At 35.2% G+C, this 26,435-nt stretch carries 23 protein-coding genes and 1 pseudogene; 12 read left to right on the forward strand and 12 right to left on the reverse strand.

The genetic code is table 11. The features are described 5' to 3' along the window. Nucleotides 1-68 precede the first annotated feature (68 nt). The 8 genes from tnpA to I6U49_RS15790 all read right to left on the reverse strand — a co-directional run bounded on the left by tnpA (nt 69) and on the right by I6U49_RS15790 (nt 8,780). Complete coding sequence (gene tnpA / locus I6U49_RS15755) at nt 69-500, reverse strand: IS200/IS605 family transposase (protein ID WP_150314237.1); 432 nt, start codon at nt 498-500, stop codon at nt 69-71. A 97-nt stretch (nt 501-597) separates the two neighbouring features. After that, nucleotides 598-1,863: a glycosyltransferase gene (locus tag I6U49_RS15760; RefSeq protein ID WP_198629552.1), complete on the reverse strand. Its 1,266-nt coding sequence runs from the start codon at nt 1,861-1,863 to the stop codon at nt 598-600. A gap of 69 nt (nt 1,864-1,932) precedes the next feature. Continuing rightward, entirely contained in the window at nt 1,933-2,751 is an 819-nt protein-coding gene (locus I6U49_RS15765; protein ID WP_198629553.1) for a glycosyltransferase family 2 protein, read from the reverse strand. Nucleotides 2,752-2,792: 41 nt separating this feature from the next. After that, nucleotides 2,793-4,067, reverse strand: a complete 1,275-nt coding sequence (locus I6U49_RS15770; protein ID WP_198629554.1) for a glycosyltransferase — start codon at nt 4,065-4,067, stop codon at nt 2,793-2,795. A 1-nt stretch (nt 4,068) separates the two neighbouring features. Then, nucleotides 4,069-4,878, reverse strand: coding sequence for an FkbM family methyltransferase (locus tag I6U49_RS15775; RefSeq protein ID WP_198629555.1), 810 nt, complete (start codon nt 4,876-4,878; stop codon nt 4,069-4,071). A gap of 24 nt (nt 4,879-4,902) precedes the next feature. Continuing rightward, nucleotides 4,903-6,216 (reverse strand): methyltransferase domain-containing protein, encoded by a 1,314-nt coding sequence (locus tag I6U49_RS15780; RefSeq protein ID WP_198629556.1) that lies wholly within the window; start codon nt 6,214-6,216, stop codon nt 4,903-4,905. Beyond that, nucleotides 6,216-7,517: an ABC transporter ATP-binding protein gene (locus I6U49_RS15785; protein ID WP_198629557.1), complete on the reverse strand. Its 1,302-nt coding sequence runs from the start codon at nt 7,515-7,517 to the stop codon at nt 6,216-6,218. Before I6U49_RS15785 ends, I6U49_RS15780 begins: the two co-directional genes overlap by 1 nt. A 402-nt stretch (nt 7,518-7,919) precedes the next feature. Beyond that, on the reverse strand, nt 7,920-8,780 hold the full coding sequence (locus I6U49_RS15790; protein WP_198629558.1) for an ABC transporter permease: 861 nt from the start codon (nt 8,778-8,780) through the stop codon (nt 7,920-7,922). A 223-nt stretch (nt 8,781-9,003) separates the two neighbouring features. Between I6U49_RS15790 and I6U49_RS15795 the strand changes: the two genes are divergently transcribed. The 3 genes from I6U49_RS15795 to I6U49_RS15805 are packed head-to-tail and all read left to right on the forward strand — an operon-like array spanning nt 9,004 to nt 11,744. Then, nucleotides 9,004-9,717, forward strand: a complete 714-nt coding sequence (locus I6U49_RS15795; RefSeq protein ID WP_198629559.1) for a glycosyltransferase family 2 protein — start codon at nt 9,004-9,006, stop codon at nt 9,715-9,717. Next, nucleotides 9,714-10,442, forward strand: a complete 729-nt coding sequence (locus I6U49_RS15800) for a class I SAM-dependent methyltransferase (RefSeq protein ID WP_198629560.1) — start codon at nt 9,714-9,716, stop codon at nt 10,440-10,442. The genes I6U49_RS15795 and I6U49_RS15800 overlap by 4 nt, the downstream gene beginning before the upstream one ends. A 6-nt stretch (nt 10,443-10,448) precedes the next feature. Next, complete coding sequence (locus I6U49_RS15805) at nt 10,449-11,744, forward strand: ArnT family glycosyltransferase (protein WP_198629561.1); 1,296 nt, start codon at nt 10,449-10,451, stop codon at nt 11,742-11,744. A gap of 473 nt (nt 11,745-12,217) precedes the next feature. Here the strand turns inward: I6U49_RS15805 and I6U49_RS15810 are convergent, their stop codons facing one another. Continuing rightward, the gene (locus I6U49_RS15810; protein ID WP_198629569.1) at nt 12,218-13,153 is read right to left on the reverse strand and encodes a GDP-L-fucose synthase family protein; all 936 of its coding nucleotides are present in this window, start codon (nt 13,151-13,153) and stop codon (nt 12,218-12,220) included. After that, nucleotides 13,153-14,265: a GDP-mannose 4,6-dehydratase gene (gene gmd, locus I6U49_RS15815; RefSeq protein WP_198629562.1), complete on the reverse strand. Its 1,113-nt coding sequence runs from the start codon at nt 14,263-14,265 to the stop codon at nt 13,153-13,155. The genes I6U49_RS15810 and gmd overlap by 1 nt, the downstream gene beginning before the upstream one ends. A 265-nt stretch (nt 14,266-14,530) precedes the next feature. Here gmd and I6U49_RS15820 point away from each other — a divergent pair, with 265 nt between their 5' ends. The 5 genes from I6U49_RS15820 to I6U49_RS15840 all read left to right on the forward strand — a co-directional run bounded on the left by I6U49_RS15820 (nt 14,531) and on the right by I6U49_RS15840 (nt 19,309). Further along, nucleotides 14,531-15,877: a CDP-glycerol glycerophosphotransferase family protein gene (locus I6U49_RS15820; protein ID WP_317191887.1), complete on the forward strand. Its 1,347-nt coding sequence runs from the start codon at nt 14,531-14,533 to the stop codon at nt 15,875-15,877. A gap of 167 nt (nt 15,878-16,044) precedes the next feature. Next, nucleotides 16,045-17,316, forward strand: a complete 1,272-nt coding sequence (locus I6U49_RS15825; RefSeq protein WP_198629563.1) for a hypothetical protein — start codon at nt 16,045-16,047, stop codon at nt 17,314-17,316. Between the two features lie 129 nt (nt 17,317-17,445). Continuing rightward, entirely contained in the window at nt 17,446-18,582 is a 1,137-nt protein-coding gene (locus I6U49_RS15830; protein ID WP_198629564.1) for a glycosyltransferase family 4 protein, read from the forward strand. A gap of 213 nt (nt 18,583-18,795) precedes the next feature. Further along, a complete protein-coding gene (locus I6U49_RS15835) occupies nt 18,796-19,023 on the forward strand; it encodes an addiction module family protein (protein ID WP_193710448.1) in 228 nt (75 codons plus the stop codon). Next, nucleotides 19,013-19,309: a type II toxin-antitoxin system RelE/ParE family toxin gene (locus tag I6U49_RS15840; RefSeq protein WP_198629565.1), complete on the forward strand. Its 297-nt coding sequence runs from the start codon at nt 19,013-19,015 to the stop codon at nt 19,307-19,309. The genes I6U49_RS15835 and I6U49_RS15840 overlap by 11 nt, the downstream gene beginning before the upstream one ends. A gap of 314 nt (nt 19,310-19,623) precedes the next feature. On the opposite strand, the gene I6U49_RS15845 is transcribed toward I6U49_RS15840, so the two are convergent. Continuing rightward, a complete protein-coding gene (locus I6U49_RS15845) occupies nt 19,624-20,463 on the reverse strand; it encodes a polysaccharide pyruvyl transferase family protein (protein WP_198629566.1) in 840 nt (279 codons plus the stop codon). Between the two features lie 434 nt (nt 20,464-20,897). On the opposite strand from I6U49_RS15845, the gene neuC reads away from it, so the two are divergent. From neuC to asnB, 3 genes are read left to right on the forward strand one after another with little or no spacing between them, the layout of a single operon-like run. After that, the gene (neuC, locus tag I6U49_RS15850; RefSeq protein ID WP_198629567.1) at nt 20,898-22,055 is read left to right on the forward strand and encodes a UDP-N-acetylglucosamine 2-epimerase; all 1,158 of its coding nucleotides are present in this window, start codon (nt 20,898-20,900) and stop codon (nt 22,053-22,055) included. 21 nt (nt 22,056-22,076) lie between these two features. Beyond that, nucleotides 22,077-22,769 (forward strand): acylneuraminate cytidylyltransferase family protein, encoded by a 693-nt coding sequence (locus I6U49_RS15855; RefSeq protein WP_198629568.1) that lies wholly within the window; start codon nt 22,077-22,079, stop codon nt 22,767-22,769. After that, entirely contained in the window at nt 22,714-24,534 is a 1,821-nt protein-coding gene (gene asnB / locus I6U49_RS15860) for an asparagine synthase (glutamine-hydrolyzing) (protein ID WP_232804745.1), read from the forward strand. Before I6U49_RS15855 ends, asnB begins: the two co-directional genes overlap by 56 nt. Nucleotides 24,535-24,793: 259 nt before the next feature. On the opposite strand, the pseudogene I6U49_RS15865 reads toward asnB, so the two are convergent. Then, nucleotides 24,794-25,096 (reverse strand): annotated as a pseudogene (locus I6U49_RS15865) (four helix bundle protein); the annotation flags it as partial. Between the two features lie 62 nt (nt 25,097-25,158). Here I6U49_RS15865 and I6U49_RS15870 point away from each other — a divergent pair. Then, nucleotides 25,159-26,424 (forward strand): IS256 family transposase, encoded by a 1,266-nt coding sequence (locus I6U49_RS15870; protein ID WP_262894938.1) that lies wholly within the window; start codon nt 25,159-25,161, stop codon nt 26,422-26,424. Nucleotides 26,425-26,435 lie beyond the last annotated feature (11 nt).

Raw genomic sequence — 26,435 nt, forward strand, 5'->3', positions numbered from 1 at the left:
TAAACTAAACAACTCTGCACTAAAAGTGCAGAGGTTTATTAATACTGGGGACTGAAAGTCCCCTTTTACTATTCCAATATAAAATTGGAATTATCACTCGAATCTCGACGGTGATGTTCCAAATATTCATTGACCATTTTATCCGTAATATTCCCAGTACTCCAAACTCCATAACCGCTTGCCCAAAAATGTTGCCCCCAATAACGCTCTTTCAGTTTTGGAAACTCTTGTTGAAGTTTCCTTGAAGTTCGTCCTTTGAGTTTTTTCAATATGCTACTTACATTCAATTTTGGAGTATATTCAATGTGCATATGAACGTGATCCGAACTCACTACTCCTTTCAGTATCTCTATACCTTCAGCTTCACATATTTGGATTAAAAGTTCACGACAACGAGTTTGAACATCTCCTCGAAGTACCTTGTACCGATATTTTGTAACCCAAACAATATGGCACGTTAAATAACTTACCGTATGAGAGCCTTTTCTTTGATAACTCATAGTACCAAAATATAGATTTTTTCGCACTACTAAAGTACTGCAATAAAATTGCAGGGTTTAAATCCCTTTTTTGAGACCAATAAATTATCAAATTTCTCTATTGAGAAATTAAACTATTTAACAAATTAAGCCATTGCTTTACCTCCATACCACTTAAAAACGTTTTCCTTATTTCTAATGGATTATTTTCTACTAAATATTTCACGTCATTATCAAGCAACTCTTCCAGCTTTATTTTCAGATTATTAAAGCTTTCCACTTCGAATAACTTAATATTATTTCTTTGAAAAAAACCATATGGTAACCAGGAACCTGAAACAACCATACCCTTTGCATATAATACTTCTGTAACTGCTGCGCTTAGTGCATCACTAATAGGCATTTGTATTAATATATCTGTAATTAATCTTAATAAGGCAATTTCGCTTTTATCCAAATATTCCTCAACAACTACAATCTTAATATTTGTTTGACAAGATAAATTCTTTAATTGATTTTTATAACTTTCATTCCCTCCATAACTAAGGTGCAGTAAAACAACAACATCTTCAAGGTATTTAGAAGGTAGTTTTTCAATAATACCAATAATCTTTAAATGATTGTTTTCTCGAAATGCATTATGCCCAACAGCAATAATTTTTTTGTCAAGAGGAATCGTATATTTAATTTTAAAATCTCTTAATTTTTTATAGTCATTTCTATTTGCATCTATTTCATCAAAAATCTTTGGTTCCAAGGGAAATCTTATATATTCAAGTTTATTTTGTAAGCCTCTTCCATATTTAGTAAGTAGGGTTTCGCCAAGTTCGGGAGATTGGATAGTTATTTTTGAAGTCCTCTCCAATGCATTTTGCAAGTAAAAAACATTAGAAACTCCTGTCATTCTCAAAAGATCTGAACCCCAAAAAGAACAAATGCACTTAATTTCAGGGCTCAAAAAGTACAACTCCCTTATATTTTGAGGTATACAAAAGTGGAAATGAACTATTTCAGGGTGCAACGGCTCTATTAATTTTTTAACACGAAAACGAGCTTGAGCCATTTCTCCAAGTATATTCTTAATATCTTTCAAACTTTTCCTCTGACTTATTTCGAAAAATAAAATCTTCCAAAAAAAACGGTCAAAAGAAAATTGTATAAAATGATAGTAAAGATTTCTCTTAGATATTTTTATTCTTCTGAAATTGAAAAAATCTGAATATATTTTATTCTCTTTACCTACTTTTCCTTTAGATAAATCGAAATAGTCGTTAATATAAAAATTATATTTTCCCGTTTCTACTAGTAATTGGGAATACAATTGATTTAAAAAATTAGATTGCCCAATACCCAATATTAAAACCTTATGTTTTTCTTTATTCATAGATAAGGATAAAACTTTTTTTTGTTAGATAAATGATTACAACCAACTTCTTACTAGTAATTTCAGTATTTATGAAAACAATCTAAAAATAATAGAGTGTAATTTCCGTGATATCCCCTTTTTATCAGTTTGTTCAAATTTCTGGTAACGATGAGAATTAAACTTTTCTACTAATCGCTTAAGTTGTAAATAATCTAAAACAATTGGTAAAGGAACCGTTTTATTTATAACTAACTTTCTTTCTTGATTCCTCAATTTTAAATTTCTATTGCTAATTCCTGTCATATCAAAATATGATATTGGTAAATCAATGTACGATACCCCAGAATTGTTTAACCCTAAACTTATCAGAAAAAATTTCCAATCGGAAACAATTTCTAAACCTTCATCATATAGTCCGTACTTCATAAATAAACTCTTTTTTATAAAGCTTGCTGAATGATTAAGAGTTCTTTCCATGAATGTTTTTAACGAAATTTTCTCGCCTTTTTCACCTCTGTCCAAAATCTCCCTCCCATCAGGAAACACTTTTATCATATTACCGTACAACACATCGCAGGTTCCCAGTTTATCAAACACGTTTTCTAAGACTTTTTCGTTACAAAACCAGTCTCCGGAATTCAAAAACAGTAAATATTCTCCATTAGCAGCTTTTATTCCTTTATTCATAGCATTATAAATCCCTTTATCGGGTTCACTCACCCAATAGTCGGTTTTATCCTTCTTAGCTTCTATAAACTCACTGCTTCCATCAGAAGAGCCACCATCAATTATAATATATTCAAATTCCTGCCAGCTTTGTTCAAAAACACTTTTCATGGTTTTTCTTAAACCTTCCAGGTTATTAAGGTTTACGGTAATAATTGATATTAAAGGCGATTTTGACATAGTTAAGATTAACGTACAAATTAAGGAGTAATAATTTAAAATTAAATCTTTAAAATTTCGTTGAATAATTCTATATACTTCTTTGCCTGAACTTTTTTATCATATTTCTCTTTAGCTGCTCTTCTAATTTCCTTTCTATCAAACATTTCAGGGTTATCTATAACGTCCTTTAAAGCTTTAACCAGAGAACTTACACTAACTCCCTCGGTTAACAAACCATTTTTATTATGGTTTATCATCTCGGAAATTCCTCCTACAGGAAAGCCAACTACCGGGGTCCCACACATAAGAGATTCAAGTACGGTATTAGGAAGGTTATCGATTAATGAGGGGATCACAAAAACGTCAGCGGCTGAATACACTACACTCATTAGTCGTTCATCTTTAATCTCGCCTAATTCTATTAAATTATCATTAGACGGCAATTTTATGTTCCTTCCAACCGCGCATAGCAAAGTTTCCTCTGTTTGGAATTCTTTTAAGGCTTTTACCAGGTAACTAAACCCCTTCCTGTGATTTGCAACAGAATCAGCAACGAACAGTATGATTTTTTTATCTAAAGGAAGATTTAAAATTTCCCTGGATGTTTTTTGATCTCTGGGAGCAAATACCTTATCGTCTAATCCATAAGGAATTACTTTTACATTTCTACCCTTGAAAACTTCGCTTTTAGATGCTTCTGCAGCCAGCCATCTTGAGGGGGTAATAACGGTAAGGTTTTCAATTTGCTCGATACAATCTTTTTTAAAATCTACGAAATCTCTGTTTATCTTAGACTCTTCCTTAGAAACACTTCTTGATATCGGCTCTCCATGCCTATCTATTCCAATGTACTTTTCAGTATAATGATCTATTCCAAGAAAAGGATTCATATCATGGAGCGTCCAGACTACCGGTTTAGTGTTTTTTAGAAAAAAAGATTTGTAATCGAGAAAATTAGCTACCCAGTGAAGATTGATAATATCAGCTTGTTGATATAAAGGAGATTCAGTAATATCATAATTTGAATAAGGAAAGCTATATATCTCAAGTTTTTCCGATCGGTTTGGCAGAAAAGGAGTTTCTGGCTTTTGCTTTTTTGGAGGAGAATAGAGTTTTAGTTCTTTTAAAATCCGAATAGATTTTGTTCTCAGTTTTTCTGGTAAAGAAGGAGTACTCCTCTTAGGAGGCAATAGAAAAGATTGAGACCAGTTATTCTGCTTATTCTTCAGTAGCACTTTAGATTCTACTTCTGCTTCTAACAAGCCAATATGCAATCTTTTACAAGCATTAGCAGCGCCGCCTCTATCAAACGTATTTACAATTAAAACTTTCATATTACTCCTCTTTAAAGCCATAAATATTCAACTGCATATCCATATTATTATAGGTATTCAGTTTAACAAAAGGGGATTGACTAGATAATCCCGGAGCATTTATATGAAGCCTAAATCCAGCCTCAATTAAAATTCTTAATATTTCATCTATACTTTGAGTTTGATTGACAAACGAATGATACTCTACAAATATCCGCTTGATCTTATCTAAATTAGCCTGGATATCTTTTAATACTACTGTTTCAGCTCCTTCTATATCTAGTTTTAAAAAATCTACCTGGCAGGTTAAATAGTCATTCAAGGAGGTTGTTTTTATCTTAGTCGTTACCTTTTTGGAGTTTTCCTTTTCTATTATCAAACCTGCATCTGCCCCCTCGGACCAAAAATTTAATTCTTTCTTTGCATTCCATAGACCCTTATTAACTAACTCTATATTCTGAAAATTAAATTTTCCAATATTTTTCTTAAGTATTTTAAAAATGTTCGGGTCGGGTTCAAACCCCACTATATTAGCATCAGGAAATAGTTTTTTAAAATAAATAATTGAAAGACCAATATTAGCACCTCCATCTATGATGTAGGGCGAATGTGTTGTAGTTTGAAAATTATAGATTTTTTTAATAAATATCTCTTCGTGCATAAACAAAAAAGAGGCATTGTCAGGAATTGTAATTTTATGACCGTATAATACTTGATCCGTTTTTGTATATCTAGATAACTTTTTTAAATAAGTATAATCATCAATTTTATCAGGAGAATTCTTTCTCAAAAACCTTTTCTTAATTTTTTTTATTTGGTTGAAAAGTTTCATCGTATTCCACAAGGTTTGAAAATTTTATTTTTGAAAGAACAAATACGTCCTATTAAGTCCATCTTTGGTATCAATTTCAGAAAATGTACAATGGGGAAATTTCGGCTTCATAAACTCCTTAATTTTATCAATCGAGTAATCTTTAGGCACCTCTTTTTTCCAGCACGCAACATGAATATCCTCAGGATCTACAAATTCCAAAATAATTCCATCTTCTGCATAATTCATACAAGTTTTGCAGAATAAGAAAACCGGGGTTGCCTGACTAATGCAAATATGATGAATTAGACCTAAGGCCAAAACAATATCTGAATTAAATCGTTTAAACGAGTTCTCCCAAAACAAACCTGCCCCAAGAGCACTTGTTGGTTTATTAAAGTCCATGTGCGCAGGGGTTATCATATTTCCTGGATTGCCTGATGAAATAAAGGTGTTTACAACCTCCTCCTCATAGTCAAATGCCATTACCTCAGCTCCATGAGCAGCAGCCATTTTTGCAAAATAACCTTTGTTCGAAGCCAAATCTAACACTTTGGATGGTTTATTTTCTTGTAATATTTTATTTACAAACCTTTGCTTAATGTTCTCAGGCCTTGTATAATCCAGACCTGAATTCTTATAATATTCAGACCAGTATTCAGGTTTAACCTTCAAAGGTTCATGTGCATGCAACCATTTTAGTAACTCTTTAAAAAGTCTTTCAGGATTGTTTCTGAATTTATAAAAAGACCTAATTTTTCGAAATAGGGTCTTCTTCAATTTAGTAGAATTGAAAAGCTCCAATGCGAAACCTTTTGCATGTTCCCGTCGATATTCTTTTGAAAACTTAAAAGTTTTATGGGAGTAGCTTGACAACCAAATTGGAACTAAAAAACCAGCATAAAATTCATTTAACCACGCGTCGCTTACTACATTAGTTTTCTTTATAGATCCAAAGTCATAAAAAACCGGCTTGGACCCATCATAACTTATATTCCAGGGGTGAGAATCATGAGTTAGAAATCCCTCAGACCACAGCAGCGAATTCACTTTTACAAACATACAAGCAGCTTGCCAGAACATTTGATTAGTGTATTCAGAAGGGTGTAAAATAAAAGGAATTCTTTTGTGTTCCAGTATAAGAATCCTTTTTTCCAATAATTCTTCTTTAATCCAGGTTTCGATTAGACCACAGGAAAAAAGTTTATCGATGTTAGGTGATTTTAATAAGTGTTTGTAATTTTCAATACTTTCTTTATCCTCAATTATACGATAAACATTATTGCCATTTATCCAAATACGCCCAGAGGTATCATATAAATAAGGGACTTTATCAATTTCTAAGTTTATATCAGGCATTAAAGATTTTCTTCAGTTTCACTATTTAATTTCCAGGAATGTTTATATAAGACTTTCGCAAGACTATTATCATCTAATGTCTTAGTTCCACCTAAATAATTATCATTCACAATATCAAACATAACTTTACCGGCAATATGGTCTTGTAAAACACCATCGTTAAAAATTGCAATATTTATAGAATAATGACCGGGCATAATATTTAGATGGTCTTCCATTATACAGGAAATGCTCCCTCTTTTTATTTTTTCATCAACATGTAAACTTGCTGTTGCGTCACTATCAAACCTTATAATTCCTTCATCCTTTTCATTATAAATACCTATTAAAATCCTTATTTTAGACGTAAGAAGCCTCTTCCTTAAGAAAAATTCAAAGTGAAAACCTATCTTTTCGCCAATGCGAAATGTATTAGTATTAGAATAAGGATTTCCAAGAACTAATTTACTGAACAGTATTTTTCCCTGCCCAGCCCTATCTTCTAACGAAATTAAATCGGTTAAGGATTCCTTATTACCCTTCAGGTATTCAGAAATAACTCTATGAGTTTGCCCTTCAAATGTAATTCTTCCATTTTCTAGTAAAATAGCTCTATTACAGAGACTTTGCACACTACTCATATTATGACTTACAAAAATAACGGTCCTCCCATCTCCGGTAGAAAGATCCTGCATTTTCCCGATGGCTTTTTTTTGGAATTCAGCATCCCCAACGGCCAGCACCTCATCTACTACCAGGATCTCGGGTTCAAGATGTGCGGCTACGGCAAAGCCCAGTCTTACGGTCATCCCGCTACTATAGCGTTTTACAGGAGTATCTATATACATCTCACAGCCCGAGAAAGCGATAATTTCGTCGAGTTTGGTTTTAATTTCTGCTTTGGTCATCCCCAATACAGCACCATTCATAAAAATGTTTTCCCGCCCGGTAAGTTCCGGATGAAAACCGGTACCTATTTCCAAAAGGCTCGCAATACGCCCTTTAGTTTTAATACTACCGGTAGTGGGAGCGGTTACTCTAGATAATAACTTAAGTAAAGTAGATTTTCCTGCGCCATTTTTACCAATAATTCCTAAAACTTCTCCCTGCTTTACTTCAAAATTAATATCCCGCAAGGCCCAAATATAATCTTCGGTAGCTTTGGCACTTCTATCGTTTACCCCACCTACCTTTAAAAAAGGATCTTCTTTTCCTCGAAGATGATACCACCAGCGTTTTAGATCGTCACCCAAAGTACCCGTACCAACTTTTCCCAGTCGGTATTGCTTCGAGATATTTTCAGCTTTTAAAATGGTACTCATGGCTTAGTTTACAGTATTGGAGTAAGCAGTTTGCAGTCCTGAAAATATTAACTAGATTAATCTCAATGCTTCACAGCGACTAAGTTTTCCCTTATAATTCATGGACCATGGCGATTATGCCGGAAAAGTAATAAAAATTTATGGGATTTTCGGTTAGGGGTTATCAGTTATCAGTTATCAGTTGTCGGTTGTCGGTTTGACCTTGCCTGAATATGCTTGCCTTTTTTAGAGTTGTTTATTTTGATTGTTCAATTCCAAACTGGTCTGTTCGTTACTTTACCAGGGAGATTGCATCTATCTTCCTCCAGCACAGCGACCAGAGCTTTAAATCGCTACATACTGCCACTGCCAACTGAGACCGCTTACTGCATACTAAAAAACTGCCTGCCGGAAACTGTGTTTTTAGACCGTATCGATAAAATTCTTTTCGGTTCTGTTAAACACGATAAGTCCGATTAAAAAAAGTAGCACAGAAAATACAAGGGTATAGAAAAATCCGCTCCAGCTAAACATCCCTGTATCCAGGAGCATATACCTAAAGCCTTCAATAATTTGTGCCAGGGGATTGTAATTCACCAACCAGGCCAACTCCGGTATTTTTTCTGACACCTCGCTTAAAGGGTATGGTACGGCCGAGATATACATAAGTAAAGAAGTTGCGAAGCCTACCAGCACGCTAAGATCGCGATATTTTGTAGTAAACGAAGAGATTATCATTCCTGCTCCCAGTCCCAATAATGCCATCATTAATACATAAACCGGCAGGAGAAGCAAATTTATATTCGGTTGTAAATGATAACCTTTCAATAAAAAATACCCATAAAAAACCACAAAAATACTTAACTGGATGCCGAATTTAAACAATCCGGAAATCACAGTTTTTAAAGGCATAATCACCCTGGGGAAATAAACCTTTCCAAAAATCCCGGCATTAGACCTAAAGGTGCCGGAGGTTTGTGTAAGGCTTTGATTAAAATAATTCCAGGCTGTTATCCCGGCAAGGTTAAACAAAAAAGGTGGAACATTACCGGTAGGGATATTGGCAATATTATTAAATACCAGGGTAAAGATAATCGAGGTAAATAGGGGTTGAATAAAATACCACAACGGCCCCAGGATAGTTTGTTTATAAACAGTGACTATATCGCGCTTTACAAAAAGGATCAACAAGTCCCTATACTCCCAAATCTCTTTAAAGTTCAGGTCTATAATCTTACGTTTGGGGCTTATCTCGTAGAGCCAATCGTCTTCCGGTTGTTGCAAAGCTTGGAGAAATTTGTGGTGAAATTAATAAAAATTTTAGTGTTAGGGCTTTTATTGAAAAATATGCTGAATCTATTTCATTATAAAATTGTTTTCAAAAAAATTTATCTTTGGGTAAACTTACCTGTGGAAAGTCCACGAGGTAATGCACGGATATTTTTAAATTTCGGGGCAAAATTTAGAGCTTTTAAATTTAGATTTTAAGCTAAACTTAATCAACTACTTGAAAAAACTATCCATTATTATTCCGGCTTACAATGAGGAAAAAACCATTATTCCCATTTTAGAAGAGCTGGAAAAACTGGCCCTGGATTTTCCACTGGAAAAAGAACTCATTATTATAGATGATCATTCTACCGATGGCACAGCCGAATTAGTGAATAATTTTATCAATTCAAGCCCAAATTCAGCCATTGTTTATCACCGCCAGGAAGTGAACCTGGGAAAAGGAGCCGCATTACATAAAGGAATTGAACTTGCCGGTGGAGATTATATCATTATCCAGGATGCCGATCTTGAATATGATCCTCAAGAATATAAACATTTACTTAGACCGGTACTTAGTGGTAAGGCCGATGTTGTTTATGGTTCTCGTTTTATGGGCGGAAATCCGCATCGTATTCTATTTTTCTGGCATTCTATAGGCAATAAATTTCTTACTTTTCTAAGCAATGCTTTTACCAATCTCAATTTAACCGATATGGAAACCTGCTATAAACTTTTTAGGGCCGATGTGCTAAAATCACTGGAGCTAAAAGAAAAAAGGTTCGGCTTTGAACCCGAGGTAACGGCTAAAATTAGCAGAATTCCGGGTATACGAATCTACGAAGTTGGCATCTCTTATTACGGGCGTACCTATGCTGAAGGAAAAAAAATAAATTGGAAAGATGCGATGAGGGCGATGTACTGCATTTTTAAATACAATATTTTCAGATGAAAATTGAAGCTATTTCCGATAAAAAAGGTAAAGAAACACTTGATATTATTGGTGAAGCTGATAATTTCAACCAATGGATGTTTGAAACTATTTTTCCTTTTACAACAGGTAAGACTCTGGAAATTGGCAGCGGACTGGGAAATATCTCTAATTTCTTTCTTAAAGAAGGATCTGAAATTATGTTAACCGATTTTCGAAGTGAATATTGTTCAGTTTTAAGGGAGAAATTTGAAATGTACCCTAATTTATTAGGGGTAGATACAATTGATTTAGTGCATCCTGATTTCGATAATGAGTATAAACAGTATTTAAATTATTTTGATTCTGTTTTTGCTCTTAACGTTATTGAGCATATAGAGAACGACCGCCTTGCAATTGAAAATTGTAAAAAACTATTAAAGCAAGGTGGTAAATTAATTATTTTGGTTCCTTCTTATAACAGCCTTTATAATAAATTTGATGAAGAACTGGGGCATTTTCGTAGGTACACTAAACAGTCTTTATCTAAATTGTTCAAGGATAACAACCTTGAAATTTCACATTCACGATATTTTAATTTAATTGGCATTACAGGTTGGTTTTTTAGTGGAAAGATTTTAAAAAAAGATATGATTCCAGCTTCACAAATGAAGGTTTACAACAAATTGGTTCCTCTCTGGAAGATTCTGGATAAACTAAGCCTGAACCTGTTTGGCTTATCTACTATAATAATAGGACGAAAATAAACCGGCTTGACGTTTCAACCCATTCATATAAGAAATTTTAAAATCATATGCGGAATTCTCCTCTTTGTTATTCTAATATATAATTTCAAAATTTCAAACTCTTTAAAATATGAAGCAAATGGTGATGCTTTTGATTACATTCACCTGGCAACAAGCCTTGGAAAAACGGGAGTATATGGGCATACTTCATTTAACCGGGGGGAGCTTTTAGAGTTGTTTAAAACAAATAAAATAGAACACCTTAAAGTAAATGAAGCCAAACCCACAGCCTTTCGACCTCCTGTTTGGCCTTTTTTAATAGCCGGCATATTTATTTTATTCGGTTACAATCTCACCTATATTCTTATTTTTAAATTCCTACTTCATTTATTGGGGATTTTTATCTTCTATAAAACGCTAAAACTTTTAAAGTTAAAGGAGGTTCTTATCCTTTTTGGTTGCTTCCTATATGCCATTCATCCTTCCTGGCAATTATATTCACGGGTCTTCCTCTCTGAACCCATAACCTTCTTTTTTATGAGTTTATGGGTTTATTTGCTGGTAAGGTATATACAGCAAAAAGAAGGTTTTTTCTTCCAATCTTTGGTTGCGGGAATTATGATTCTTTCGCATCCCTATTATTTATTTTTACCCTTTTCAATTTGGTTCGTCCTCTTTATTTACAAGCAATTCAGTTTTAAAAAATTATTTATAAGTGCAATTATTTGCATTTCTGTAGTATCTGTATGGTTTATTAGAAATTATATGGTACTGGACGCAAACCAGGTTGTGCTTACTACCTCTTCGGGAGCTGTAATGGCTAAAGGCTGGAATAAAGATGTTCCTCGTCTACATACCAATACAAAAGGTGATCTTGCCGATGAGACTCTCGTACTAAAAAACTATAGTTTTAATAAAAAGAAATCTCGCAATGAAATAGCAAGAATGAATTTATACAAAGATGCTACCTTAGAGTTTATCAAAAACAACCCCGATCTTATTTTACCAATTATCGGAAAAAAATTAATGAGTGCTTTTAATCCATTTCCCGAAACGGCCAGGCCCGGTTTTTTGGAAACAGGTCGTGTTATTTTCCAGATTTTAGCACTTTTTACGCTAATCTTTTATGCATTCTTTTCAAAAAATAAATACTTGCGTTCTTTTGCCATAGCCCTGGTATTCTCTACCATTGCAATTAGCGTGGTCACCTATTCCGGTTTTCGGTTTCGAATGCCACAAGCAAGTTTAGAGCTTTTATTGATGCTTGCCATGTTGGGAGAGATCCTTCCTGAATTAAAAACTAAGCTACAGAAAAGTGGGTAACTCTAGTAGCTTACTATCAAACACTTCGACTTCCGACTCCAAAGTCGTCGGCTCAGTGTGACAAACCGTTTTAATAATTAGTTTTTTTTACAAACCAGGAATGGCATCAAAAGATTTGAAAAATGGTGGTATTGACTTTTCAAAGCAGCGCTTTGGAATCTTTTTCCGCAGTATAAGTTTTGTTTGGCGTTAAAAAATCTTGAAGCCCTGGAAAGATTTTAGCAAAACAAAACTGGTTTTCAGCTTTGCTGAAAAATACCTTGGAAAAAGCGCCTTTTCTTTTGTTTCGTTTTCATTTGTATCCGACGAACGAAGTGAGAGGAATACACAGCAAAGAAAATGAAAATTATGTTGTTTGTAATACATAAGTAGTATTATGTTACTCAGGTAATTAATAAATTCCGTCAATGATATCCTGAATAAACGAACGGGAGGACGACTATTCAGAAAGTCGAAGCCGGCTTTTTTAAAAACTACAAGAACGTATCTTTATAAACCTGCTCAATCCCTTTTTGAAGCGAAATTTTAGCTTCCCAACCCAACTTATTAATTTCAGATACATCAAGAAGCTTTCTGGGGGTACCGTCGGGCTTGCTAAGATCATGTACAATCTTCCCTTTATAACCCGTAAGTTTTTTAATGAGCTCGGCAAGTTCTAAAATACTAATATCCTTCCCGGTTCCTATATTCAGAGCAGTTTTAACAGACGCTCGCTGCATTAAAAAAAAGCAGGCTTCAGCAAGGTCATCTACATGCAAAAATTCCCGTTTGGGTGTACCGCTACCCCATAATTGAACAGGTTCATTACTACCTGTTCTCTCACTTTTTATTTTAGCTTCATGAAACTTACGAAGTAATGCAGGTAGAACGTGCGAGTTTTCAGGATCATAATTATCTCCGGGACCATATAAATTTGTAGGCATCACCGAAATAAAATCACAGCCATACTCTTTAGTATAAGCCTCACATAGTTTTAGACCCGCTATTTTCGCCAGGGCATATGCCTCATTGGTAGGCTCTAAAGCCCCGGTCAACAAATATTCTTCCTTAATGGGTTGCGGTGCATGCTTTGGATAAATGCAAGAAGAACCTAAAAACAATAATTTTTTCACTCCCGAAAGATAGCTCTGATGGATTATATTATTCTGAATCATCAGGTTCTCATACATAAAACCTGCAGGATGATTTTGATTGGCAACAATACCACCTACCCTGGCAGCAGCAAGAAAAACATATTCCGGTTTTTCCCTTTCAAAGAATTCGGCTACGCTTTGTTGTTGTGTAAGGTCCAGGTCCTTACGCCTGGCAAACAATAGATTTTTAAAACCTTCTGCCTCAAGTTTTCGCACCAAAGCCGAACCTACCATTCCACGGTGCCCGGCAATATAAATTTTTGAATCTTTCTGCATCATTCGTGGTAATTTAATCCCTTAAATCCATTAGCATCAAGAAGTTTTTCCTTTTTAAAAAACTCAAGATCGGCAAGTACCATTTCTTTCACTAGCATTTTAATATCATATTCCGGTTTCCAACCCAATTTAGTTTTAGCTTTTTCGGCATTCCCACATAATAAATCTACCTCTGTAGGCCTATGATAATCGGGGTCAATTCTTATTAATGTTTTGCCTATTTCCAATTGAAAATCAGGGTTTTCACATGCAGTAACTTTTCCTACTTCTTCTGTACCTTTTCCCGAAAAGCCTATTTCAATACCGGCTTCTGCAAAAGCCATTTTTGCAAACTCCCTTACACTAGTAGTAATTCCCGTTGCCAGTACATAATCATCGGGTTCATCCTGTTGCAACATCAGCCACATGGCCCGCACATAATCCCTGGCGTGGCCCCAATCTCTTTTGGCATCTAAATTTCCGAGGTATAGGCAATCCTGAAGTCCCAGTGCCATTCGGGCCACGGCCCTGGTAATTTTTCGGGTAACAAAAGTTTCTCCTCTTCGTGGAGATTCGTGGTTAAAAAGGATTCCGTTACAGGCAAAAATATTATAGGCTTCCCGGTAATTCACTGTAATCCAATAGGCATAAAGTTTGGCCACCCCATAAGGGCTACGCGGATAAAACACCGTTTTCTCATCTTGGGGTGTTTCCACTACTTTGCCATATAATTCTGAGGTTGAAGCCTGATAAATGCGGGTTTTTTCACTAAGTCCTAAAACCCGTACCGCTTCTAAAAGTCGTAAAGTTCCCGTCCCATCTACATTTGCGGTATACTCTGGAGTGTCAAAACTTACCTTAACATGAGACATTGCTCCAAGATTGTAAATCTCATCGGGCTGTACTTCCTGGATTATTCGAGTAAGATTCATGGAGTCACTAAGATCTCCAAAATGTAGTTTAAACTTAATATTTTTCTCGTGCGGATCCTGATATAGATGATCTATACGCTCGGTATTAAAGAGGGAAGACCTTCTCTTTATACCATGAACTTCATAGCCTTTTTCCAGCAACAATTCGGCGAGGTAAGCTCCGTCCTGGCCGGTAATACCTGTTATTAATGCTTTTTTCATCAAATTCTTTAAGAGACCAAGATATAAAAGTTTAGATTATTATTAGATATTCCCCAAAATAGAAGAGCACTTATTCTGAAACAAAATAAGGTAGATGTCCAGAATAATTATAGTTTTATCAATTTTTGGATTCTAAAACACACCGTTACAAAAAATCCTATATTTGAATCCAAGCTAAGCATCAACTACCCTGAATTCAAAAAAGAAAATATTAATTCTCCTGCCCGATGGGGTTGGCCTGCGAAATTTTGCTTTTACCTCCTTTGTGAAAATCGGAGAGCAAATGGGTTGGGAAGTGATTTTTTGGAATCATACTCCTTTTAATTTAGAAAAACTGGGTTATAAAGAGATAAAACTGGAGGGCAGGGCAAATACAAAAACCGACCTGCTAAAAAGAGCAAAAATTGAGGCTGAACTCAATTATTTTAGTCGAAAATTGAAAGACCCGGTCTATCAAACCTATAAGTTCGCAAATTCCCATCAAAATCTTAAAGCAAAAATAAAAACCGGAATAGTTCAGGGATTAGTAGCCACGCATAAAGATGAAAAGGGACTACAGAGGCTAAGAACTAAGATGAAATCTTCCGAACGTAAAGGAGCTTACTACCAAAAGTGTAAAGAAATACTGCAGGAGGAAAAGCCAGACCTGGTATTTTGCACCAATCAGCGGCCGGTTAATGCTATCGCTCCACTTACCGTCGCCCAGGACCTTAAAATCCCTACTTCTACTTTTATTTTTTCCTGGGACAATTTACCAAAAGCCACTATGGTAGTGGAAACCGATTATTATTTTGTTTGGAGCGAATATATGAAGGCTGAATTATTAAAATATTACCCGCAGATAAAGGAATCGCAAGTACATATAACCGGAACACCACAGTTTGAGCCTCATTATAACGGCGATTTGAGACAAAGCCGGGAAGATTTTTTTAAAGAATATGGACTCGATTATACAAAAAAGTATATCTGTTTTAGTGGCGACGATATTACCACCTCACCAGATGATCCGGCATATTTAAATGACCTGGCATATGCTATAAAGCTATTAAATGCAAAAGGCCATAACTTAGAAATCATATTTAGACGCTGTCCTGTAGATTTTTCAAACCGCTACGATGGAGTTTTAAAAAAACATAGAGAAATTATTACATCCATAGCCCCCATTTGGAAAAAAACCGGGGATAATTGGAATTCTGTATTGCCCAGAAAGGAAGATCTTAAACTTCAAATAAATACAATTTTGCACTCAGAACTGGTAGTAAATTTAGGTTCTTCTATGGTTTTTGATTTTGCTATTTTCAAAAAGCCTTGTTTGTACCTTAATTATGAGGTAAAAGCTAAAACAAAGGCTTCCTGGAGCCATAAAAAGGTCTATGATTTTGTGCACTTCAGGTCTATGCCCACCGACAAAGAAGTATTTTGGTTAAATTCAAAAGAAGAAATCCCGGCAAAACTGGAAAAAGCTTTAAAAAATCCAATGCAGAAAGCTGAAAAAGCCCTTGAATGGTATAAAAGAATAAATACTTTTCCGGCAGATAAAGCTTCGGAAAGGATTTGGAGAAAATTAGAGATTATTCTGGATCAAAACACACTGAAAACTGAGAACCGATAACTAAAAACTAAATATGTACATCGCCTTCCTTACACCAGAATACCCGCACCCGAAATCAACCCCATCGGGCGGATTGGGTACCAGTATTAAAACTAACTTATTATTTATTTACAAGATTAGTAGGTTACGTTTTCCGGCTTTTTACCAAGTAAAATCAAAACTTTAAAATGGAAACATATATCCAAAGATTTTATAAACTATCGTATATACTTCTTTTTTTCATTCTAACTGTCTATACTATCTATTTATTTCAGGATATATTTTTAAAATTCAATTATTCTGGAGATGAAAATAAATTTCTTAAAGACCTAACGACAGCAAATAAATACGGACTTGGCCAAGCCATTTTAGATGGTACTTCCGTACCTTATTTAATACTCAGTTATTCTTTTAATCTGATAATAAACAATTCTATTTTTTCCCTAAAACTAATAAGTCTTATTTCTGGGCTTATACTGTTTCTAGTTCTCTTATTATTCGACAAAAAATATTTAAACCTTGGTTCTAATTTAAAAATCACAGTGTATTTATGGCTCGCGTATTTAATTATAACTCAAGCAACTATTTTCCTGGCAATGAATGATATACTATTAGCCTTATTCGGTAATCTATTTTTTATATCGTATTTCTCATTATCATCTAAAAGTTCTAAAGGTATTTTTATAACAAGTATCCTATTAGCTTTGATGCTGTTTACCAGAAAAATGGCTGCTACTTATATAATATCATTTTTCAGTCTATACTTTTTTCTTTCATTTTTTTTAAATCACAAAGACCATCTTAATTATAAACATGGTTTACAATTAATATCTACATCCTTTATTGTATTTATAATATTGAATTCCTATTCTTTAATTTCACAACAAAAATTCTCTTTCGATGATAAAACCCTCACGGGACCAGTTAACTGGGCACAATGGGATTACTATAACGCATTATTAATAGATTCAGGAAATCAGGAAAGATTTAAGCATGTTACTTTGAAAGAAACTGAGAATTACTTAGTTGAAAACGGTAAAAGCTCTTTACCGTCAACTTTTTTTGAAATGATATTTTTTAATCCTAGACTAACAATTAAAGAGTTTTTCATAGATAGTGCAATAGGAATTAAATATTTAGTGAGGCAAACGGGCTTATTCATTTTTCCATTTTCTATTTTCCTTATAACCCGAATAAAAAAAGTCTATTTTACAAAATCAATAAGTAAAACTGATTTCATATACTTCTATTCCTTTATTTACTTTTTAATGATTTGTTTCATTGTAATAACGAATATTCAACCAAGATGGTTTTTAGTGTTTCTTCCTATTACTTTATTATTGATCTCAAAAGACTTAAACAAACTCTCTAAAAAAAACCAACAAGTTTTTTCAATCTTAAATAATTTAACTTTAATTATTATGTGCCTTCCTTATATTTTCAATAAATTTTTTAATTAAAAACACATTAAATTTAAATATTCAACCAAAGATTGTCTAGTTTAAGTACCAAGAAATTAATAAACGAACATGACTATTTTGAAATAATTAAAAACAACCCACTATCTCTTTCTTTATCAAATTAATAATATGCACATCGCCTTCCTTACACCAGAATACCCGCACCCGAAATCAACCCCATCGGGCGGATTGGGTACCAGTATAAAAAACCTGGCGGAAGAATTGGTTAAAAAACAACTTCGTATTAGTCTTATCGTGTATGGGCAGGAGACAAATGAAGTATTTGAAGAAGCGGGCATTAAATTTCATTTTCTTAAACAAAGGAATTATAATTTTTTAGGATGGTACCGTTACCGGAAATATTTAGAATCTTACCTCAACAAACTTATTCGGGAAGAAAAAATCGATGTCATTGAAGCTCCTGACTGGACTGGGATTACAGCTTTTATAAATCTGACCTGTCCGTTAGTATTAAGAATGCACGGCAGCGATTCCTATTTCTGTAAACTTGAAGGACGGCCTCAAAAGAAAAAAAATTTCTGGTTCGAAAAACTAGCCTTAAGAAATGCCGATCACCTACTTTCTGTAAGCAGGTTTACAGCTCATAAAACCCGAGAGCTTTTTAAGCTAAAAAAGAACATTAAAATTATCCCGAATTCTATAGACACCAATACTTTTAAGCCCAACATCAAGGAAGCTGCACCCGGCAACCTTCTGTATTTTGGTAGTATTATCAGAAAGAAAGGAGTATTGGAACTCGCTCATATTTTCAATTTAGTTCATAAAAACAATACCGACGCCCGTTTAGTTATGGTAGGAAAAGACGTTAGGGATATACATACCGGAAAGTCTACAAAAGAGCTGTTTGAAGAAATCCTGACTAAAGAAAGTCGGGACAAAGTGGTTTGGAAAGGAAGCCTGTCTTATGAGCAGGTAAAGCTTGAAATAGAGCGATCTGCAGTGATCACCCTACCTAGTTTTGCCGAGGCCCTCCCCATGACCTGGCTGGAAGGGATGGCTATGGAAAAAGCTGTAGTCACCTCAGATATCGGCTGGGCGAAAGAGGTTGTGATAGATGGTAAAACTGGATTCACTGTAAATCCTAAAAACCACGCCTATTATGCCGATAAAGTCCTTGTATTGCTTAACAATAAGGAACTGGCAGGGAAAATGGGCAAAGCAGCGAGACAGCGGATTATGGAGAAGTTTTCTACAAAAGTGATTGTGGAGGAGAATATTAGGTTTTATAAATCGGTAATTGACTGATTGGAAATTCGTTAATCCGGAACTGTTCAGCCGGGCAGTGAAAATAAAGGTTTAATTTTTTGAAATTCTTATCCGGAAATAAGATTCAAATATGTCCATGTTTTTATACAAAACCATTAAAAACCAATTAACTTACTGATATTGAGAATATAAAGAACAAATAAAAAACAAAAAGCAAAAACAATTTTTGTACTTTTGAAATAAAGCAATAAGATGGATACATTAGAGATTAAAGACCGGATCCGAAAATATATTGAACGTGCTGATGATCGTATGTTGATGATAATTAATGCTATTATAGAAGCTGATGAAGGTGAATTATTGCCTAAACCTTATAGAGAAGTTCTTGACAAGCGTTTAAAATATCATCAGGAAAATCCAAAAGAGGGAAAGAGTTGGGAAGAAATACAGGATGCTTTGAAAAAAGAATATGAGCTATAAAATTATTGTAAAACCATTAGCAGAACAGGACATATCTGAAACTGTTAAATGGTTCTACTCTCATGCTACTCATCTTACCGAACTTTTTTTGAAGGAAATTAGTAAATCCATGGAAATACTAAAGGAAAATCCCGAACATTACCAAAAGAGATACAATAGTATTAGGGTTTGTTTCACGGAAAAATTTCCGTTTGGAATTTATTATACAATAGAAAACAATATTGTATTTGTTCATGCTGTTTTACATACCAAAAGAGATCCAAAAGTAGGAACTGATAGAGCTTGAAATGTAACATCCCCAAACGAATAATCCACTTTAAATATCGAAAGAGTTCGGTTTTCGATAAATTATTAACTGACTTCGGGTAAGAGGTTTATTTATGATTTTTGGAAGTATTGTTTCAGCTTTTAAAAAACACTATCCCGTAAAGTGTGTAAAATTAAAACAACAGAGGTTGGGCTTTTTAAAGTCTCACCCTTTTTTCACAGATCGTAAGAAATTGATTTAAAATTTTGTGAACTGTGAGTTTTAGGTTTCTCAAGCTTTGACTTTGTTGCTATTTTATTACGAATATTTTTGTGGTAAGTCTGCACATTAACTTAAATAAAGGGACAACTTTCCAGTAAACCTTCCTGTATTTCTTCCAGCTTTTTATCTTCCGGTAACAGCGGTTTATCCTGCATTAATTTCAGTAATTCTTCAACCGATTTTCCAGTTTCTATAAAGTCGGCTCCATAATACGGAATCTTTACAGATTCAAAATAATCCCGGTATTTTATGCCATTTCCGAAGATTTTATCTGAAAATTCTACCCAAAGCGCCGGGATTTTATACGCGTGCGCCACGATAAGCCCGTGCAAAGAAGAAGAAATAATATTTTCACAGCTTACTATCTCCCTTGTTGTTTTCTCTACATCTAAAGTAAGTAAGTCTATGACTTTTATGGCCGGATTATTTTGAAAGAGCTCCAAAGCTTTTTTATAATCGTGGTAATGCGGAACAATCCCAATTTTATGCTCTTTTTTAACCTCTGCATTATAATATTTAGGCAGCAAAAGTGCCGGATCGCCGTATATTTGGGGACACTTATAACCGAGTTTCAGTAAAAAATCCCTGGTTTGTGGCCCCCGAACAGCCCTGAAATCAGCTTTTGCAATTTCCTGTTCATGATCTATAATTCCGCTGCCCCAAACAATACTATGTTTATCGGCATGATGTAAAATGCTTCCAACCGCCAGAAAATTTGTTTTATTCCGTTTATACCACGGCTGTTTCTTAGGCTGAACAAATTTTACTGGTTTACCACTAATTTTTTCTACCAGGTATTTTGATAGTAAATCTCCATAATTCTCTTTATCCCTAAAAATAAATTTGATCTCACTCCAAAAGAATAAAGGAATTTCTTTTCCCTGGAAAGAAGTTTGTTGGTGATTTTTCAAAATATAAAACTGTAAATTTTAAGTAGTAATTCCGGGACCGGAACTTCAAATATATCGAAAATATGTTTAGTGGGGAGTTGTTGGTATTTAGACTTTAGTCGGTAGTCTCTAGACTTTAGTCGGTAGTCGGTAGGCTCTAGTCGGTAGTTTTATTTTTCACATTTAAAAATTTCAGTAAAAGATTACCGCGCTCGTTTAGTCTGTTGACTTTAGTCTTTAGGCGATAGATTTTATAGTTCTAACAACTAATGACTAAAGACTGAATTAATTCGTGTATTTGTGGCCGCTTAGTTTTACCTTCAAAAATCCCTGGGTAAAAACAAAAAACAATAAAAGGCATTTCGAAAGAGATTTGCTACTTTAGCGATACCAGCCTTTCAGCCAAATGGAAGACTTCAGGAAATTAACCGATAATTCATAACTAACAACCGAAAATGCCCAAAAGAAAAATATGCGTTGTTGTTACCGCCCGGCCTTCATATAGCAGGATAAAAACTGCTCTTACGGCCATACAAGAGCATCCAAAGTTAGAGCTTCAATTGGTAATTGCAGGTTCAGCTTTATTAGATCGCTACGGAAATGCCATAGATTTTATCGCAAAAGATGGTTTTGAGATCGCTGCAAAAGTATTTATGGTGCTGGAAGGCGAAAATCCCACTACCATGGCTAAAACTACCGGGCTTGGGGTTATGGAACTTACCAATGTTTTTTATAATCTAAAACCCGATGCCGTACTTAGCATTGCCGATAGATTTGAAACCATTGCAACTTCTATCGCTGCCGCTTATCAAAATATTCCATTGGTACATATACAGGGCGGGGAGGTTACCGGAAGCATTGATGAAAAAGTAAGACATGCCAATACAAAACTGGCCGATCTTCACCTGGTAGCTTCAGAAGATGCACGAAAAAGAGTTATAAAATTGGGAGAAAACCCTGAGAAAGTGATCAACACCGGCTGCCCTTCTATAGATTTGGCTAAGGAAATATTGGAAAGTCCCCAACTGGATTTTGATCCTATTGAAAAATATGGAGGCGTAGGTTCTGCATTAAACTGGAAGAACGCTTATATAGTGGTTATGCAACACCCGGTTACTACCGAATATCAGCAAGCCAAAGCACATATAACCGAAACTTTAAAAGCCGTTAAAAAATTAGATATGCCTGCTTTTTGGTTTTGGCCTAATGTAGATGCAGGATCTGATGGTACTTCTAATGGAATTAGAGCTTTTAGAGAACTTGAAAAACCTAAAAACATCCATTTTTTTAAGAATATGCAACCAAAAGACTTTCTAAGACTTTTAAAGAATTCAAAAGCTTTAATTGGAAATTCCAGTGTAGGCTTAAGGGAATGTGCCTATTTGGGTGTTCCTGTGGTGAATATTGGTAACAGGCAATTTAGACGTTTGCGCACAAAAAATGTAATGGATGTGAATTATGATTTAAATGAAATTTTAAAAGCAACCGAAAAAGCGATTGGCACCCATCATTTTAAAACTTCAAATATCTATGGGAATGGAGATTCAGGAAAGAAGATCGCTGAGATATTAGCCACTTCTGAGCTTACCTATGCTAAAACTATTACCTATTAACTTAAAAAAACCTGCTTTATTATGAATATTTTAGGTCTTATTCCCGCCCGTGGATGCAGTAAAGGTATTCCGGGTAAAAACAGTAAAATCCTGGGCGGAAAACCATTATTGCAATACACCTATGAAGCAGCAAAACAAGCCAAACTTCTAAATAAGCTAATCCTAAGCTCAGATTCTGAAGAAATTATTCAGCTTGCAACTCAACTTGACCTGGAAGTTCCATTTAAACGCCCCGCTAGCCTGGCACAGGATTCCAGTTCCAGTATAGAGGTTGCCAGGCACGCCCTAAATTACTACCTGGATCAGGGAATAAAATTTGATGCGATTTGTTTATTACAACCTACAACGCCTTTTAGAAAAACCGGACTTATAGATGAAGCCATTCAAAAATTTAAAGATGGAGGTTTTGATTCGTTGATTTCAGTGAGAGAAGTACCCAAAGCGTATAATCCGCATTGGGTGTTTGAAGAAAACCAGGGAGCTCTTCGTATAGCTACCGGGGAAAAAGAAATTATAAGTCGAAGGCAGGATTTACCAAAAGCCTATCATAGAGATGGAGCCGTTTACCTAACTAAAACCGATATACTTTTAAACGAAAACTCTCTTTTCGGAAAAAACATTGGCTTTGTAAATACAAGCGCATACCCTTATATAAATATTGACACACAAGAAGATTGGAAAAGAGCTGAAGAGATTTTGGGTAATAAAAGTTGAAGGAGAGGCTGACGAAATTAGACCTCAAAAAATATCAAAATACATAAAAGCAATGTGCGGGATCGCAGGAATAATTTCAGCAAAATATAACATCGAAGATCTTCAGGAAATGATGAAACTTCAGAAGCATCGTGGCCCTGAGCATACAGGAGAATATACAGATCCAGGTTTTTGCAGGCTTGGCCATAACCGACTTTCCATCATAGATCTTTCTTCAGAAGCCAATCAGCCTTTTACCGATATTTCGGGACGTTATCACCTTACATTCAATGGCGAAATCTATAATTACATCGAGTTAAAACAGCAGCTAAAAGGGCACTATAATTTCAAAACAAACTCTGACACTGAAGTTCTACTGGCTGCGTATAGCGTTTGGGGAAAAACCTGTCTCAATAGGCTAAATGGTATGTTTTCTTTTGCCATTTGGGATAGTCTTGAAAAAAGACTTTTTGCCGCCCGCGATAGGTTTGGCGTAAAACCATTTTTTTATGTAAAAAACGATAATGAGTTCTATTTCAGCAGTGAGATTAAAGCCCTAAACAGCATTTTAAAGCATAGTGATCCTAATGAAAGAGTATGGGCCAATTATTTTGCTTATGGCTCTTACGGAATGCCCGGTGATACTTTTTATCAGGCTATACAGCAACTGCCGGGAGGATATTTTTTGGAATTTAAGGATGAAAATTTAAAGCTTGAAAAGTGGTACAGCTTTGAAAATAGACTTAAAGATTACTCCGGCACTTTATCATTTAAGGAGGCAAAGCAATCTTATACTGAAATTTTAAAGGATAGTATTTCCCTAAGGTTTAGAGCCGATGTGCCCGTAGGTTTTAATATTAGTGGCGGAGTGGATAGCTCGCTATTATTGGCTTTGGTCAACAAGAGCCAGGAAAATAATAAAATTAGAGCTTATACTTTTTATACCGGCCATAAGAATTATGATGAATTAGCCTGGGTTGAGGAAATGATTAAAACTACTCAAAACCCCCTCGAAAAAGTAAAAATACAGCCTACCGATGTTATCGAAAAAGCGCGATTTCTTAGTGATATCCAGGATGAGCCTTATGCCGGCATACCCACTTTAGCCTATGCTACCTTATTTGAAGCTGCGAAAAAAGAGGGTATAAAGGTGCTATTAGATGGGCAGGGAATGGACGAGCAATGGGCGGGCTACGACTATTATCAAAATTCTAACAACACTAATATTATACAGGGATTAGGAAAAACGAGTCCTTTTAAATTGCAGGTGCTGAATCCAGAATTTCAAAAATTAGCTAAAAAACCGGTATATCCGAAGCCATTTAATAACAACCTGCAAAACTTGCAATACAGGGATCTCTTTTATACTAAAATTCCACGTGCCTTAAGGTTCAATGACCGCATTTCTATGGCTTATAGCACCGAATTAAGGGAACCTTTCCTGGATTACAGACTGGTAGAATTTGCTTTTTCGCAGCCTGAAGCACATAAAATTTTTAATGGGATTCAAAAATTTCTAGTTAGAAAAATACTTGAAGAAATTGCTCCAAAAAATTTAAGCTATGCCCCTAAAAGGCCTCTGCAAACTCCACAAAGAGAATGGCTGGCTAAAGAGTTAAAAAACTTTACCGATGATAATTTAGAGAAGCTTAGATACTCGAAAGCCCCAAATTGGTTCAATTTTAAAGAAATAGAAAAAGAATGGAAAATTTACCAGGCGGGAGACAACCAAAGCAGTTTTCATATTTGGCAGTGGATTAACACAGCTTTGTTAATGGGAGATTAGTTGAGAGTCGGGAGTTTTTTAGCCGGTAGTCGGGAGACGGTAGTTTCCACATAGTCGATAGACTTTAGTCTTTAGTCGGTAGGTTTTTTTATTCTAACGACTACAGCCTATCGACTACAGATTAACAACTAACAACCATTTACTTCTTCAAATACTTTTTCAAGCTGGAAATCATTTTGGAGAGCTCGGCTAGTTTTATTCGCTTCGCTCATTATTGTATTATTAGTGAGGAGTGAAGAGTGAGGAGACAAAAATATATTCACTCCTTTTTATTTAAATAATTTCTGAAACCCAGTAATAATTTACGAACTTCTGCGGCTGACTCAAAGATGGTGTTATCTCCCTTTATGTATTTTAACCTTACCGCAATTAGTAATTGAGTTTCTATTTCAGAAACGGAACCAATTGCAACATTGATAAAATAAAGCAGTTCTTTATCGCCTTTTCGTGCTGCTCCTTCAGCAATATTTGAAGGAATTGAAACCGAAGCCCGCCTAAGCTGATTTGTCAAGCCATATATTTCTGAAGATGGAAAACTAGAAGTCACCTTATAGATCTCCTCCGAGAGTGTAAAATAAACTCTGTCTGAATTGAATTATTTATTAATTTCATTCATACAGAATTATGGCAACAAAAGAACAACAAGAATTCGAGAAAAAGGTGCTTGACCAGTTCATGTCAGGCAAAAGCCTTTTTGGTGCAGACGGTGCTTTTGCACCGATGCTCAAGAACGTTATTGAGAAGGCCCTTCAGGCAGAGATGGACTCTCATCTAAGTAGTGATGAACGCTCCAAAGGGAATAAACGCAATGGCAAGGGAAAGAAAAAGCTTAAAAGTGGCTTTGGCTCTTTTGACATTGAAACCCCTGAAGACCGTCAAAGTAGCTTCCAACCGGAACTGGTTAAAAAGCGACAGACGATTCTGGCTGATAATCTTTCAGAAAAAATTATCGGTCTTTATGGACTTGGAATGAGCTACCGTGACATCTCGGGTCATATCAAAGAAATGTACGATACCGATATTTCCCATACGGTTTTAAGCCAGATCACCGATCAGATCATTCCTGATATCAAAGCCTGGCAAAGTCGTCCTTTAGAACCCCTTTACTGTATTGTTTGGCTTGATGCCATGCATTATAAAGTTAAAGTGGATGGAAAGATTGCCCACAAAGCACTTTATAACATCCTGGGTATTACCAAAGAAGGGAAAAAGGAAATCCTGGGGATGTATATCTCTGAGAGCGAAGGTGCTAATTTCTGGCTACAGGTTTTAACCGACCTTCATAACCGTGGATTACAGGATATCTTAATAGCCTGTACAGATAATCTCAAAGGCTTTACACAAGCCATCTTAAGCGTTTATCCAAAGGCTCAGGTTCAGCTTTGTATTGTACACCAAATCCGTAATTCATTGAAGTATATTGCCTCTAAAGATCAAAAAGAGTTTATGAAAGACCTGAAAAAGGTCTATAGGGCTGTCACTAAAGATGTAGCCGAAGATGAGCTATTGAACCTGGAAGGGAAATGGGGTAATAAATATCCTGTAGTTATTGAAAGTTGGCAGCGTAACTGGGAACAGCTATCCCAGTATTTTGAGTATACAGAACCCATTAGGAAGATTATTTACACCACTAATGCCGTAGAGGGCTTCCATCGGCAAATCCGGAAAGTTACCAAAACCAAGGGTGCTTTCACCACTGATATGTCGCTGCTAAAGCTAGTCTACCTGGCCACACGAAACATTGAGAAGAAATGGACCGCTCCTTTGCATAATTGGAGCCTTACGATTCAGCAATTTTATATTAAATTTGGAGACCGGATACCGCTGGACATAAACGCCAATTCCTCTGGGGCTAGCCCCAGAGGAATTGAAACATCAGACAGAGTTTAATTTACAGACCC

This window comes from Salegentibacter maritimus (assembly GCF_016236915.1).
Lineage (GTDB): Bacteria > Bacteroidota > Bacteroidia > Flavobacteriales > Flavobacteriaceae > Salegentibacter > Salegentibacter maritimus.

Coding starts and splice junctions, on each gene's coding strand:
- I6U49_RS15870 (WP_262894938.1), top strand. CDS start 25,159: ATGGCAACAAAAGAACAACAAGAATTCGAGAAAAAGGTGCTTGACCAG.
- I6U49_RS15830 (WP_198629564.1), top strand. CDS start 17,446: ATGCACATCGCCTTCCTTACACCAGAATACCCGCACCCGAAATCAACC.
- gmd (WP_198629562.1), bottom strand. CDS start 14,265: ATGAAAAAAGCATTAATAACAGGTATTACCGGCCAGGACGGAGCTTAC.
- I6U49_RS15785 (WP_198629557.1), bottom strand. CDS start 7,517: ATGAGTACCATTTTAAAAGCTGAAAATATCTCGAAGCAATACCGACTG.
- I6U49_RS15765 (WP_198629553.1), bottom strand. CDS start 2,751: ATGTCAAAATCGCCTTTAATATCAATTATTACCGTAAACCTTAATAAC.
- I6U49_RS15810 (WP_198629569.1), bottom strand. CDS start 13,153: ATGCAGAAAGATTCAAAAATTTATATTGCCGGGCACCGTGGAATGGTA.
- I6U49_RS15855 (WP_198629568.1), top strand. CDS start 22,077: ATGAATATTTTAGGTCTTATTCCCGCCCGTGGATGCAGTAAAGGTATT.
- I6U49_RS15835 (WP_193710448.1), top strand. CDS start 18,796: ATGGATACATTAGAGATTAAAGACCGGATCCGAAAATATATTGAACGT.
- I6U49_RS15840 (WP_198629565.1), top strand. CDS start 19,013: ATGAGCTATAAAATTATTGTAAAACCATTAGCAGAACAGGACATATCT.
- I6U49_RS15775 (WP_198629555.1), bottom strand. CDS start 4,878: ATGAAACTTTTCAACCAAATAAAAAAAATTAAGAAAAGGTTTTTGAGA.
- I6U49_RS15825 (WP_198629563.1), top strand. CDS start 16,045: ATGGAAACATATATCCAAAGATTTTATAAACTATCGTATATACTTCTT.
- I6U49_RS15800 (WP_198629560.1), top strand. CDS start 9,714: ATGAAAATTGAAGCTATTTCCGATAAAAAAGGTAAAGAAACACTTGAT.
- tnpA (WP_150314237.1), bottom strand. CDS start 500: ATGAGTTATCAAAGAAAAGGCTCTCATACGGTAAGTTATTTAACGTGC.
- I6U49_RS15760 (WP_198629552.1), bottom strand. CDS start 1,863: ATGAATAAAGAAAAACATAAGGTTTTAATATTGGGTATTGGGCAATCT.
- neuC (WP_198629567.1), top strand. CDS start 20,898: ATGCCCAAAAGAAAAATATGCGTTGTTGTTACCGCCCGGCCTTCATAT.
- I6U49_RS15780 (WP_198629556.1), bottom strand. CDS start 6,216: ATGCCTGATATAAACTTAGAAATTGATAAAGTCCCTTATTTATATGAT.
- I6U49_RS15770 (WP_198629554.1), bottom strand. CDS start 4,067: ATGAAAGTTTTAATTGTAAATACGTTTGATAGAGGCGGCGCTGCTAAT.